The organism is Enterobacter cloacae complex sp. SHL018 (assembly GCF_049237905.1).
GTDB lineage: Bacteria > Pseudomonadota > Gammaproteobacteria > Enterobacterales > Enterobacteriaceae > Enterobacter > Enterobacter hormaechei_C.
Window position 1 is genome coordinate 280,005 of sequence record NZ_JBMKJE010000004.1, and the last position, 13,927, is coordinate 293,931.

Sequence of the window (13,927 nt, forward strand, 5' to 3'; positions counted from 1 at the left end):
CGCATATCACTACTCAAATAGCGCGAAGCCAGGCTTAACAGTCACCACGGACCATTTGCAATGGTGAACAATATGACCGACTTAACCGCGCAAGAAGCCGCCTGGCAGACCCGGGATCATCTCGATGACCCCGTCATTGGCGAACTGCGCAACCGTTTTGGGCCGGATGCCTTTACTGTTCAGGCCACCCGCACCGGGGTACCCGTTGTTTGGGTGAAGCGTGAGCAATTACTGGAAGTTGTCGATTTCCTCAAGAAATTGCCAAAACCTTACGTCATGCTGTTTGACTTACACGGCATGGACGAACGTCTGAGAACGCACCGCCAGGGTCTCCCTGCTGCGGATTTTTCCGTTTTCTACCACCTGATCTCAATAGACCGCAACACGGATATCATGCTCAAGGTGGCATTGTCTGAAAACGACATGCATCTGCCGACGATCACCAAACTTTTCCCGAACGCCAACTGGTACGAGCGCGAAACCTGGGAAATGTTCGGCATGACCTTTGACGGTCACCCGCATCTGACGCGCATCATGATGCCGCAGACCTGGACCGGCCACCCGCTGCGTAAAGACTACCCGGCACGCGCCACTGAATTTGACCCGTTTGAGCTGACCAAAGCCAAGCAGGATCTGGAGATGGAAGCGCTGACCTTCAAGCCGGAAGACTGGGGCATGAAGCGCGGCACCGAAAACGAGGACTTCATGTTCCTCAACCTCGGTCCAAACCACCCCTCTGCGCACGGTGCATTCCGTATTATCCTTCAGCTTGACGGTGAAGAAATTGTCGACTGCGTCCCTGACATCGGCTACCACCACCGTGGTGCCGAGAAGATGGGCGAGCGTCAGTCCTGGCACAGCTACATTCCGTACACCGACCGTATCGAATACCTCGGCGGCTGCGTGAACGAAATGCCATACGTGCTGGCCGTTGAGAAGCTGGCAGGCATCACCGTCCCGGATCGCGTTAACGTGATTCGCGTGATGCTGTCTGAACTGTTCCGTATTAACAGCCACCTGCTGTACATCTCCACGTTCATTCAGGACGTCGGCGCGATGACGCCGGTCTTCTTCGCCTTTACCGACCGTCAGAAAATCTACGATCTGGTGGAAGCGATTACCGGTTTCCGTATGCACCCGGCCTGGTTCCGCATCGGCGGTGTGGCGCACGATCTGCCACGCGGCTGGGACCGTCTGCTGCGTGAATTCCTCGACTGGATGCCGAAACGTCTGGCGTCTTACGAGAAAGCCGCGCTGCGTAACTCCATCCTGAAAGGCCGTTCTCAGGGCGTTGCTGCCTACGGCGCGAAAGAAGCGCTGGAGTGGGGAACCACAGGTGCAGGTCTGCGTGCGACCGGGATTGATTTCGACGTGCGTAAAGCCCGTCCTTACTCTGGTTACGAGAACTTCGACTTTGAAGTCCCGGTTGGCGGCGGCGTATCCGACTGCTATACCCGCGTGATGCTGAAAGTGGAAGAGCTGCGCCAGAGCCTGCGCATCCTTGAGCAGTGCCTCAACAACATGCCGGAAGGCCCGTTCAAGGCGGATCACCCGCTGACGACGCCGCCACCGAAAGAGCGCACGCTGCAACATATCGAAACCCTGATCACCCACTTCCTGCAAGTTTCCTGGGGCCCGGTCATGCCGGCACAGGAATCCTTCCAGATGATTGAAGCGACCAAGGGTATCAACAGCTACTACCTCACCAGCGACGGCAGCACCATGAGCTACCGCACCCGCGTGCGTACGCCAAGCTTCGCGCACTTGCAGCAGATCCCGGCCGCCATTCGCGGCAGTCTGGTCTCCGACCTGATTGTGTATCTGGGTAGTATCGATTTTGTTATGTCAGATGTGGACCGCTAATTATGCACGAGAATCAACAACCACAAACCGAGGCTTTTGAGCTGAGTGAAGCAGAGCGTGCCGCCATTGAGCACGAGATGCACCACTACGAAGACCCACGTGCGGCGTCCATTGAAGCGCTGAAAATCGTACAGAAACAGCGTGGTTGGGTGCCGGATGGGGCGATCTACGAGATCGCAAAAGTGCTGGGTATTCCGGCGAGTGACGTAGAAGGCGTAGCCACGTTCTACAGCCAGATCTTCCGTCAGCCGGTAGGCCGCCATGTGATCCGCTACTGTGACAGCGTGGTCTGCCACATCACCGGTTATCAGGGCATTCAGGCTGCGATTGAGAAGAAACTCAATATCAAGCCGGGCCAGACCACCTTCGACGGACGCTTTACTCTGCTGCCAACCTGCTGCCTGGGTAACTGCGACAAGGGGCCGACCATGATGATTGATGAGGACACTCACAGCCATCTGACGCCGGAAGCGATTCCTGACCTGCTGGAGCAGTACAAATGAAAACTGTAATTCGTACTGCTGAGACGCATCCGCTGACCTGGCGTCTGCGCGATGATAAACAGCCGGTATGGCTTGAAGAATACGAAAGCAAAAACGGCTATGCCGGCGCGCGTAAAGCCCTTGGCGGCATGGCGCCGGACGACATCGTTAACGCGGTGAAAGAGTCTGGCCTGAAAGGCCGCGGCGGCGCGGGCTTCTCCACCGGTCTGAAGTGGAGCCTGATGCCGAAAGATGAATCCATGAACATCCGTTACCTGCTGTGTAACGCCGATGAAATGGAGCCGGGTACCTATAAAGACCGCCTGCTGATGGAACAGCTGCCGCACCTGCTGGTTGAAGGCATGCTGATCTCCGCGTTCGCGCTGAAAGCGTACCGTGGCTATATCTTCCTGCGCGGTGAATACATCGAAGCGGCTGAAAACCTGCGTCGCGCGATTGCCGAAGCCACTGAAGCCGGTCTGCTGGGTAAAAACATCCTGGGCACCGGGTTTGACTTCGAGCTGTTCGTGCACACCGGTGCCGGACGTTATATCTGCGGTGAAGAAACCGCGCTGATTAACTCCCTGGAAGGCCGCCGCGCGAACCCGCGCTCCAAGCCACCGTTCCCGGCAAGCTCCGGCGTGTGGGGTAAACCGACCTGCGTCAACAACGTCGAAACCCTGTGCAACGTCCCGGCGATCCTCGCGAACGGCGTGGAGTGGTATCAGGGCATCTCCTCAAGCAAAGATGCCGGTACCAAGCTGATGGGCTTCTCCGGTCGCGTGAAGAACCCTGGCGTCTGGGAGCTGCCGTTCGGCACCACCGCACGCGAAATTCTTGAAGACTACGCCGGCGGCATGCGCGATGGCCTGAAATTCAAAGCCTGGCAGCCGGGTGGGGCAGGGACGGACTTCCTGACCGAAGCCCACCTTGACCTGCCAATGGAGTTCGAAAGCATTGGTAAAGCAGGCAGCCGTCTGGGTACCGCGCTGGCGATGGCCGTCGACCACGAGATCGGCATGGTATCCCTGGTGCGTAACCTGGAAGAGTTCTTCGCCCGCGAGTCCTGCGGCTGGTGTACACCGTGCCGTGATGGTCTGCCGTGGAGCGTGAAGATCCTGCGTGCTATCGAACGTGGCGAAGGCCAGCCTGGCGATATCGAGACACTTGAGCAACTGTGTCGATTCTTAGGGCCGGGTAAAACCTTCTGTGCCCACGCACCGGGCGCCGTCGAGCCGCTGCAAAGCGCGATTAAATATTTCCGCGACGAATTCGAAGCAGGCATCAAGCAGCCGTTCAGCAATACCCATTCGATCAATGGTATTCAGCCGAACCTGCTGAAAGCGCGCTGGTAAAAACAGAATTTTGATTAACGCTCGGTTTCGGCCGAGCCAACTGGAAGCATGCTAATGGCTACGATTCATGTAGACGGCAAAGAATACGAAGTCAACGGGGCGGACAACCTGCTGGAAGCTTGTCTGTCTCTTGGCCTCGATATTCCGTACTTTTGCTGGCATCCGGCGCTGGGCAGCGTCGGTGCTTGCCGCCAGTGTGCGGTGAAGCAATATCAAAACGCGGAAGACACGCGTGGTCGCCTGGTGATGTCCTGTATGACGCCAGCCGCCGAAGGCACCTTTATTTCGATTGATGACGAAGAAGCCAAACAGTTCCGTGAAAGCGTGGTGGAGTGGTTGATGACCAACCACCCGCACGACTGTCCGGTGTGTGAGGAGGGCGGTAACTGCCACCTTCAGGATATGACCGTCATGACCGGTCACAGCTTCCGTCGCTATCGCTTTACCAAGCGTACCCACCGTAACCAGGATCTGGGGCCGTTCATCTCTCACGAAATGAACCGCTGCATCGCCTGCTACCGCTGCGTGCGTTACTACAAAGATTATGCAGACGGTCAGGATCTGGGCGTATATGGCGCGCATGACAACGTCTACTTCGGTCGTCCGGAAGACGGTACGCTGGAAAGCGAATTCTCCGGTAACCTGGTAGAAATCTGTCCGACCGGCGTATTCACGGATAAAACCCACTCTGAACGTTACAACCGTAAATGGGACATGCAGTTTGCGCCAAGCATCTGCCAGCAGTGCTCCCTCGGCTGTAACACCAGCCCGGGTGAACGTTACGGCGAACTGCGTCGTATCGAAAACCGTTACAACGGTACCGTTAACCACTACTTCCTCTGCGACCGCGGTCGTTTCGGCTATGGCTATGTGAACCTGAAAGACCGTCCGCGTCAGCCGGTTCAGCGCCGTGGCGACGACTTCATTACCCTCAACGCCGAGCAGGCGATGCAGGGCGCGGCAGATATTCTGCGTCAGTCGAAGAAAGTGATCGGCATCGGCTCCCCGCGCGCCAGCATCGAAAGCAACTTCGCGCTGCGCGAGCTGGTTGGGGCGGAAAACTTCTACACCGGTATCGCCCATGGCGAGCAGGAACGTCTCCAGCTGGTGCTGAAAGTGCTGCGTGAAGGCGGCATTCATACGCCTGCGCTGCGCGAAATCGAATCTTATGATGCGGTTCTGGTGCTGGGTGAAGACCTGACGCAGACCGGCGCACGCGCTGCTCTGGCGGTTCGTCAGGCGGTGAAAGGCAAAGCACGTGAAATGGCAGCGGCGCAGAAAGTGGCTGACTGGCAGATTGCGGCCATTCTCAACATCGGTCAGCGCGCGAAGCATCCTCTGTTTGTGACTAACGTCGACAACACTCGTCTGGACGATATCGCCGCGTGGACCTACTGCGCGCCGGTTGAAGATCAGGCGCGCCTCGGCTTTGCCATTGCCCACGCGCTGGACAGCAACTCGCCGGCCGTTGAACTGGATCGCGACCTGCAAAACAAGGTCGACGTGATTGTTCAGGCACTGGCGGGGGCGAAGAAACCTCTGATTATTTCCGGTACCAACGCCGGTAGCGCTGAAATCATTCAGGCCGCAGCGAACGTTGCCAAAGCCCTGAAGGGCCGTGGCGCTGACGTCGGTGTGACCATGATTGCCCGTGCGGTGAACAGCATCGGTCTGGGTATGATTGGCGGCGGCTCGCTGGAAGACGCGTTAAGCGAACTGGAATCCGGTGCCGCTGACGCCGTTGTGGTGCTGGAAAACGACCTGCATCGCCATGCTTCTGCCGCTCGCGTTGACGCCGCGCTCTCCAGAGCGCCGCTGGTGATGGTTATCGACCATCAGCGCACCGCGATCATGGACAAAGCGCACCTCGTGCTCTCTGCGGCAAGCTTCGCAGAAAGCGACGGGACGGTGATCAACAACGAAGGCCGCGCCCAGCGTTTCTTCCAGGTTTATGACCCGGCCTACTACGACAGCAAAACCGTGATGCTGGAAAGCTGGCGCTGGCTGCACTCTCTGCACAGCACCGTGCAGAGCCGTGAAGTGGACTGGACGCAGCTCGACCACGTTATTGACGCGGTTGTTGAGAAACTGCCTCAGCTGGCGGGCATTAAAGACGCCGCGCCTGACGCAAGCTTCCGCATTCGCGGCCAGAAACTGGCGCGTGAGCCGCACCGCTACAGCGGTCGTACCGCGATGCGCGCCAACATCAGCGTGCACGAACCGCGTCAGCCGCAGGATAAAGACACCATGTTTGCCTTCTCGATGGAAGGGAACAACCAGCCGTCTGCGCCGCGTTCGCAAATCCCGTTTGCATGGGCACCGGGCTGGAACTCCCCGCAGGCATGGAACAAGTTCCAGGCTGAAGTGGGCGGTCACCTGCGCCACGGCGATCCGGGCGTGCGTCTGATTGAAGCCTCCGAAACCGGTCTGGACTTCTTCACCACCGTTCCGGCGAGCTTCCAGGCGCAGGAAGGTCACTGGCGTATTGCACCGTACTACCATCTGTTCGGTAGCGACGAGCTGTCCCAGCGTTCTCCGGTATTCCAGCAGCGTATGCCGCAGCCGTACATCAAGCTCAACCCGGCGGATGCCGCGAAGCTTGGCGTTAACGCGGGTGCGAACATTGCCTTTAGCTACGACGGCCAGACAATCAGCCTGCCGCTGATTATTTCTGAACGCCTGTCAGCAGGGCAGGTGGGTCTGCCGATGGGTATGCCTGGCATCGCGCCGGTCCTGGCGGGTGCGCATCTTGATAACCTTCAGGAGGCAAAAGCATGAGTTGGTTAACGCCGGATCTTATCGACATCCTGCTGAGCATTCTGAAAGCGGTTGTGATTCTGCTGGTGGTCGTCACCTGCGGCGCGTTCATGAGCTTTGGTGAACGTCGTTTGCTCGGTCTGTTCCAGAACCGTTACGGACCGAACCGCGTGGGCTGGGGTGGTTCACTCCAGCTGGTCGCGGACATGATCAAGATGTTCTTTAAAGAGGACTGGGTTCCGCGCTTCTCGGACCGCGTGATCTTTACGCTGGCGCCGATGATCGCCTTCACCTCGCTGCTGCTGGCGTTTGCTATCGTTCCGGTCAGCCCGACCTGGGTGGTGGCTGACCTGAACATCGGCATTCTGTTCTTCCTGATGATGGCAGGCCTCGCGGTTTACGCGGTGCTGTTCGCAGGCTGGTCCAGTAACAACAAGTACTCGCTGCTGGGTGCGATGCGTGCTTCCGCGCAGACGCTGAGCTACGAAGTGTTCCTGGGGCTCTCCCTGATGGGCGTGGTGGCGCAGGCCGGTTCATTTAACATGACCGACATCGTCAACAACCAGGCCGACATCTGGAACGTTATCCCGCAGTTCTTTGGGTTTATTACCTTTGCCATCGCGGGCGTGGCGGTGTGTCACCGTCACCCGTTTGACCAGCCAGAAGCCGAACAGGAACTGGCCGACGGTTACCACATTGAATATTCCGGTATGAAGTTCGGTCTGTTCTTTGTGGGCGAGTACATCGGTATCGTCACCATTTCCGCGTTGATGGTAACGCTGTTCTTTGGTGGCTGGCATGGCCCGTTCTTACCGCCGTTCATCTGGTTCGCGCTGAAAACCGCGTTCTTCATGATGATGTTCATTTTGATTCGCGCAGCGTTACCGCGTCCGCGTTATGACCAGGTAATGTCCTTCGGCTGGAAAGTGTGCCTGCCGCTGACGCTCGTCAACTTGTTGGTAACGGCGGCTGTCATTCTCTGGCAGCAGCCATAAGGGGCTTTGAGATCATGACCTTAAAAGAATTATTGGTAGGTTTCGGCACTCAGGTACGCAGTATCTGGATGATCGGCCTGCATGCGTTTGCCAAACGCGAAACCCGGATGTACCCGGAAGAGCCGGTATATCTGCCGCCGCGCTACCGTGGACGTATCGTGCTGACGCGCGACCCGGACGGTTCCGAGCGTTGCGTTGCCTGTAACCTGTGTGCGGTAGCGTGTCCGGTGGGCTGTATCTCTCTGCAAAAAGCAGAGACGGTAGACGGCCGCTGGTACCCTGAGTTCTTCCGCATCAACTTCTCACGCTGCATTTTCTGCGGTCTGTGTGAAGAAGCGTGCCCAACCACGGCGATTCAGCTGACTCCAGACTTCGAGCTGGGTGAGTACAAGCGTCAGGATCTGGTGTACGAGAAAGAGGATCTGCTGATTTCCGGTCCGGGCAAATACCCGGAATATAACTTCTACCGGATGGCGGGTATGGCAATCGACGGCAAAGATAAAGGCGAAGCAGAGAACGAAGCTAAGCCTATCGACGTCAAGAGCCTGTTACCGTAAGGAGAGGGCAATGGAATTCGCTTTTTATATCTGTGGCCTTATCGCCATCCTGGCTACGCTGCGAGTGATCACGCACACCAATCCGGTGCATGCGCTGCTGTATTTAATCATTTCGCTGCTGGCTATTTCCGGGGTGTTCTTTGCGCTGGGCGCGCACTTCGCTGGTGCGCTGGAAATCATCGTCTACGCCGGGGCCATCATGGTGCTGTTTGTGTTCGTGGTGATGATGCTGAACCTGGGCGGCTCTGAAATTGAGCAGGAACGTCAGTGGTTAAAACCGCAGGTGTGGATTGGTCCGGCAATTTTGTCGGCCATCATGCTGGCGGTGATTGTTTACGCCATTCTGGGCGTCAACGACCAGGGTATCGACGGGACGCCAATCAGCGCGAAAGCCGTGGGTATCACCCTGTTTGGTCCGTACGTTCTGGCGGTTGAGCTGGCCTCAATGCTGCTGCTGGCGGGTCTGGTTGTGGCCTTCCACGTTGGCCGCGAAGAGCGTGTCGGCGAGGTGCTGAGCAACCGCACTGACGACCGCGCGAAAAGAAAAACGGAGGAACGCGCATGATCCCCTTAACACATGGACTGATCCTCGCTGCGATTTTATTCGTTCTGGGCTTAACCGGTCTGGTTATCCGCCGCAATCTGCTGTTTATGCTGATCGGTCTGGAAATCATGATCAACGCTTCCGCGCTGGCCTTTGTGGTCGCCGGTAGCTACTGGGGCCAGACCGATGGTCAGGTGATGTACATTCTCGCCATCAGCCTCGCGGCTGCTGAAGCGAGTATTGGCCTGGCGCTGTTGCTACAGCTCCATCGTCGCCGCCAGAACCTGAACATCGATTCAGTAAGTGAGTTGCGTGGATGAACATGCTTGCCTTAACCATTATTTTTCCGCTGATTGGCTTCGTGCTGCTGGCGTTTTCTCGCGGCCGCTGGTCTGAGAATCTGTCTGCCACCGTGGGCATTGGCTCTATCGGCCTGGCTGCGCTGGTCACAGCGTATGCGGGTATCGACTTCTTTAACAATGGACGTCAGGCCTACAGCGTACCGCTGTGGAACTGGATGTCGGTCGGTAACTTCAACATCGGTTTCAACCTGGTGCTGGATGGTCTGTCTCTGACCATGCTCTCCGTAGTTACCGGCGTCGGCTTCCTGATCCACATGTTCGCCTCCTGGTACATGCGCGGTGAAGAGGGATACTCCCGCTTCTTCGCCTACACCAACCTGTTTATCGCCAGCATGGTGGTTCTGGTGCTGGCCGATAACCTGCTGCTGATGTATCTGGGCTGGGAAGGCGTGGGTCTGTGTTCTTACCTGCTGATCGGTTTCTACTACACCGATCCGAAGAATGGCGCAGCGGCCATGAAAGCGTTCGTCGTGACCCGTGTGGGTGACGTGTTCCTCGCTTTCGCGCTGTTCATTCTCTACAACGAACTGGGCACGCTAAACTTCCGCGAAATGGTGGAACTGGCGCCGGCGCACTTCGAAGCAGGCAACAACATGCTGTGGTGGGCAACGCTGATGCTGCTGGGTGGCGCTGTGGGTAAATCCGCGCAGCTGCCGTTGCAGACATGGCTGGCCGACGCGATGGCGGGTCCAACCCCTGTCTCCGCGTTGATCCACGCCGCAACCATGGTTACCGCCGGTGTCTACCTGATTGCGCGTACCCATGGCCTGTTCCTGATGACCCCGGAAATTCTGCATCTGGTGGGTATCGTCGGTGCGGTTACGCTGGTGCTGGCTGGCTTTGCCGCGCTGGTGCAGACCGACATCAAACGCGTTCTCGCGTACTCCACCATGAGCCAGATTGGTTACATGTTCCTGGCGCTGGGCGTTCAGGCGTGGGACGCGGCCATTTTCCACCTGATGACGCACGCGTTCTTTAAAGCGCTGCTGTTCCTCTCATCCGGTTCGGTGATTCTGGCCTGCCACCACGAGCAGAACATCTTCAAAATGGGCGGACTTCGTAAGTCTATCCCGCTGGTGTATGTCTGCTTCCTGGTAGGCGGCGCGGCGCTGGCGGCACTGCCGCTGATTACCGCAGGCTTCTTCAGTAAGGACGAAATCCTGGCGGGCGCCATGGCGAATGGTCATATCAATCTGATGGTTGCGGGTCTGGTCGGTGCGTTTATGACCTCCCTGTACACCTTCCGTATGATTTTCATCGTCTTCCACGGTAAAGAACAAATTCACGCTCACGCAGGGAAGGGGATTACCCACCACCTGCCGCTGATTGTGCTGCTGGTCCTGTCCACCTTCGTTGGCGCGATGATTGTGCCACCGTTGCAGGGCGTACTGCCGGCGACAACCGAGCTTGAGCACGGTCGCGTTCTGACGCTTGAAATCACCTCCGGCGTAGTGGCTATCGCGGGCATCCTGATTGCCGCATGGCTGTGGCTGGGCAAACGCACGCTGGTGACTGCCGTTGCCAACAGCGCGCCGGGCCGTCTGCTGGGCACCTGGTGGTACAACGCATGGGGCTTCGACTGGCTGTACGACATGATCTTCGTGAAGCCGTTCCTGGGCATTGCGTGGCTGCTGAAGCGCGATCCACTGAACAGCCTGATGAATATCCCGGCGATCCTCTCTCGCTTTGCAGGTAAAGGCCTGCTGTTCAGCGAGAACGGTTATCTGCGCTGGTATGTGGCGTCCATGAGCATCGGTGCGGTTGTCATACTGGCGCTGCTGATGGTGTTGCGTTGATTTTGAGTTAGCGGGGATTGTCGGGTGGCGCTAGCGCTTACCCGACCTACGGACCGTAGGCCCGGTAAGCGAAGCGCCACCGGGCAAAAGGCCCCGCACTCAAACGTGAATTTTGTCGAATTCGTTGAAAATCGGTCCCTGAGGGACTTTAACAAGGAATAAAAATCGCCATGTTACTACCCTGGCTAATATTAATTCCCTTCATCGGCGGCTTCCTGTGCTGGCAGACCGAACGCTTTGGCGTGAAGATGCCGCGCTGGATCGCGCTGATCACCATGGGATTGACGCTCGCGCTTGGCCTGCAACTGTGGTTGCAGGGTGGCTACTCACTGACCCAGTCTGCGGGCCTTCCGCAGTGGCAGTCTGAGTTCATTCTGCCGTGGATCCCACGTTTTGGTATTACGATCCACCTCGCGATTGACGGTCTGTCGCTGCTGATGGTGGTGCTGACCGGTCTGCTCGGCGTTCTGGCGGTACTCTGCTCCTGGCGAGAAATCGAAAAATATCAGGGCTTCTTCCACCTGAACCTGATGTGGATCCTGGGCGGCGTGATCGGCGTGTTCCTGGCCATCGACATGTTCCTGTTCTTCTTCTTCTGGGAGATGATGCTGGTGCCGATGTACTTCCTGATCGCGCTGTGGGGCCATAAGGCGTCCGACGGTAAAACGCGTATCACGGCGGCCACCAAGTTCTTCATCTATACCCAGGCGAGTGGTCTGGTGATGCTGATTGCCATCCTGGCGCTGGTATTTGTGCATTACAATGCGACCGGCGTCTGGACCTTCAACTACGAAGACCTGCTGAAGACCCCGATGTCTCACGGTGTGGAATACCTGCTGATGCTCGGCTTCTTCATCGCCTTCGCGGTGAAAATGCCGGTCGTACCGCTGCACGGCTGGCTGCCGGACGCGCACTCTCAGGCGCCAACGGCGGGTTCCGTTGACCTGGCGGGTATCTTGCTGAAAACGGCGGCCTACGGTCTGCTGCGTTTCTCCCTGCCGCTGTTCCCGAACGCCTCCGCAGAGTTCGCGCCGATTGCCATGTGGCTTGGCGTGATCGGTATCTTCTACGGTGCATGGATGGCCTTCACGCAGTACGACATCAAACGTCTGATTGCTTACACCTCCGTTTCCCACATGGGCTTCGTGCTGATTGCCATCTACACCGGCAGCCAGCTGGCGTACCAGGGCGCGGTGATCCAGATGATTGCGCACGGCCTGTCCGCTGCCGGTCTCTTCATCCTGTGTGGTCAGCTGTACGAACGTCTGCATACCCGCGACATGCGTATGATGGGCGGCCTGTGGGGCAAAATGAAATGGCTGCCGGCGCTCTCCATGTTCTTCGCGGTGGCGACCCTGGGTATGCCGGGTACCGGTAACTTCGTCGGCGAGTTTATGATCCTGTTCGGCAGCTTCAACGTGGTACCGACGATCACCATCATCTCCACCTTTGGTCTGGTATTTGCCTCCGTGTACTCGCTGGCGATGCTGCACCGCGCTTACTTCGGTAAAGCGAAGAGTGAAATTGCTGCACAAGAACTGCCGGGGATGTCGCTGCGTGAGCTGTTCATCATCCTGCTGCTGGTCGTACTGCTGGTGCTGTTGGGCTTCTATCCGCAGCCGATTCTGGATACCTCGCACTCCGCGATGGGTAACATCCAGCAGTGGTTTGTTAATTCTGCTTCTACTACAAGGCCGTAATTCGCCATGACAATAACTCCACAACAACTGATCGCGCTGCTACCGCTGCTGATCGTCGGATTGACGGTGGTGGTTGTGATGCTCTCCATTGCGTGGCGACGCAATCACTTCCTGAATGCGACCCTGTCCGTTCTGGGTCTGAACGCTGCGTTAGTTTCCCTCTGGTTTGTTGGCCAGGCGGGAGCGATGGACGTCACGCCGCTGATGCGCGTTGACGGTTACGCCATGCTCTACACCGGTCTGGTGCTGCTGGCGAGCCTGGCAACCTGTACCTTTGCGTACCCGTGGCTCGAAGGTTACAACGACAACAAAGAAGAGTTTTACCTGCTGGTACTGATTGCCGCACTGGGCGGTATTCTGCTGGCGAACGCGAACCACCTGGCCGCGCTGTTCCTCGGTATTGAGCTGATCTCACTCCCGCTGTTCGGCCTGATTGGTTACGCTTTCCGCCAGAAGCGCTCTCTGGAAGCGGCAATCAAGTACACGATCCTGTCTGCTGCCGCGTCGTCGTTCCTGCTGTTTGGTATCGCGCTGCTGTACGCACAGACGGGTAATCTCTCCTTCATGGCCATCGGCAAGAGCCTCGGCGACGGCATGATGCATGAGCCGCTGCTGCTGGCTGGTCTGGGCATGATGATTGTTGGCCTTGGCTTTAAACTTTCACTGGTTCCGTTCCACCTGTGGACGCCAGACGTATACCAGGGTGCCCCTGCACCGGTCTCGACCTTCCTGGCGACGGCGAGCAAAATCGCTATCTTCGGTGTGGTCATGCGTCTGTTCCTGTACGCCCCGGTGGGTGACAGCGAAGCGGTCCGCGTGGTGCTGGGCATTATCGCGTTCGTGTCCATCATCTTCGGTAACCTGATGGCGCTGAGCCAGACCAACATCAAGCGTCTGCTGGGCTACTCCTCTATCTCCCATCTGGGTTACCTGCTGGTGGCGCTGATTGCGCTGCAAAGCGGTGAGATGTCGATGGAAACTGTGGGCGTCTATCTGGCCGGTTACCTGTTTAGCAGCCTCGGCGCGTTCGGCGTGGTGAGCCTGATGTCCAGCCCGTACCGTGGCCCGGATGCGGATTCCCTGTTCTCCTACCGTGGTCTGTTCTGGCACCGTCCGATTCTGTCTGCGGTAATGACCGTGATGATGCTCTCTCTGGCGGGTATCCCGATGACGCTGGGCTTTATCGGTAAGTTCTACGTGCTGGCCGTCGGTGTGCAGGCGGGTCTGTGGTGGCTGACGGCGGGTGTCGTTATCGGCTCCGCGATTGGTCTCTACTACTACCTGCGCGTAGCGGTGAGCCTGTACCTGAGCGCGCCTCAGCAGCTCAACCGCGATGCGCCGTCCAACTGGCAGTACAGCGCCGGCGGTATCGTGGTGCTGATCTCCGCGCTGCTGGTGCTGATCTTCGGTATCTATCCGCAGCCGCTGATTGATATCGTGCAGCGCGCGATGCCGCTAATGTAAGGTGAAAGCAAAAAGGCAACGAAAGTTGCCTTTTTTATTGCCCAGCGGCGCT

At 57.8% G+C, this 13,927-nt stretch carries 11 protein-coding genes; all 11 read left to right on the forward strand.

Going from position 1 to position 13,927, the window contains the following annotated elements:
* Nucleotides 1-60 precede the first annotated feature (60 nt).
* The 11 genes from nuoC to nuoN all read left to right on the forward strand — a co-directional run bounded on the left by nuoC (nt 61) and on the right by nuoN (nt 13,875).
* On the forward strand, nt 61-1,863 hold the full coding sequence (gene nuoC, locus ACOTY5_RS16945) for an NADH-quinone oxidoreductase subunit C/D (protein WP_003861484.1): 1,803 nt from the start codon (nt 61-63) through the stop codon (nt 1,861-1,863).
* Between the two features lie 2 nt (nt 1,864-1,865).
* On the forward strand, nt 1,866-2,366 hold the full coding sequence (nuoE, locus tag ACOTY5_RS16950) for an NADH-quinone oxidoreductase subunit NuoE (RefSeq protein ID WP_006176513.1): 501 nt from the start codon (nt 1,866-1,868) through the stop codon (nt 2,364-2,366).
* A complete protein-coding gene (nuoF, locus tag ACOTY5_RS16955) occupies nt 2,363-3,700 on the forward strand; it encodes an NADH-quinone oxidoreductase subunit NuoF (RefSeq protein WP_045141717.1) in 1,338 nt (445 codons plus the stop codon). Before nuoE ends, nuoF begins: the two co-directional genes overlap by 4 nt.
* Before the next feature lie 54 nt (nt 3,701-3,754).
* On the forward strand, nt 3,755-6,478 hold the full coding sequence (nuoG, locus tag ACOTY5_RS16960; protein ID WP_045141716.1) for an NADH-quinone oxidoreductase subunit NuoG: 2,724 nt from the start codon (nt 3,755-3,757) through the stop codon (nt 6,476-6,478).
* Nucleotides 6,475-7,452, forward strand: a complete 978-nt coding sequence (nuoH, locus tag ACOTY5_RS16965) for an NADH-quinone oxidoreductase subunit NuoH (protein ID WP_003861490.1) — start codon at nt 6,475-6,477, stop codon at nt 7,450-7,452. The genes nuoG and nuoH overlap by 4 nt, the downstream gene beginning before the upstream one ends.
* Nucleotides 7,453-7,466: 14 nt before the next feature.
* Nucleotides 7,467-8,009, forward strand: coding sequence for an NADH-quinone oxidoreductase subunit NuoI (nuoI, locus tag ACOTY5_RS16970; RefSeq protein ID WP_003861491.1), 543 nt, complete (start codon nt 7,467-7,469; stop codon nt 8,007-8,009).
* 10 nt (nt 8,010-8,019) lie between these two features.
* Complete coding sequence (gene nuoJ, locus ACOTY5_RS16975; protein WP_003861493.1) at nt 8,020-8,574, forward strand: NADH-quinone oxidoreductase subunit J; 555 nt, start codon at nt 8,020-8,022, stop codon at nt 8,572-8,574.
* Nucleotides 8,571-8,873, forward strand: coding sequence for an NADH-quinone oxidoreductase subunit NuoK (gene nuoK, locus ACOTY5_RS16980; protein ID WP_003861496.1), 303 nt, complete (start codon nt 8,571-8,573; stop codon nt 8,871-8,873). Before nuoJ ends, nuoK begins: the two co-directional genes overlap by 4 nt.
* Complete coding sequence (gene nuoL, locus ACOTY5_RS16985; protein ID WP_015572272.1) at nt 8,870-10,711, forward strand: NADH-quinone oxidoreductase subunit L; 1,842 nt, start codon at nt 8,870-8,872, stop codon at nt 10,709-10,711. The genes nuoK and nuoL overlap by 4 nt, the downstream gene beginning before the upstream one ends.
* 170 nt (nt 10,712-10,881) lie before the next feature.
* Entirely contained in the window at nt 10,882-12,411 is a 1,530-nt protein-coding gene (gene nuoM, locus ACOTY5_RS16990) for an NADH-quinone oxidoreductase subunit M (RefSeq protein WP_017383429.1), read from the forward strand.
* A 6-nt stretch (nt 12,412-12,417) separates the two neighbouring features.
* Nucleotides 12,418-13,875: an NADH-quinone oxidoreductase subunit NuoN gene (nuoN, locus tag ACOTY5_RS16995; RefSeq protein ID WP_045141715.1), complete on the forward strand. Its 1,458-nt coding sequence runs from the start codon at nt 12,418-12,420 to the stop codon at nt 13,873-13,875.
* Nucleotides 13,876-13,927: the final 52 nt, after the last annotated feature.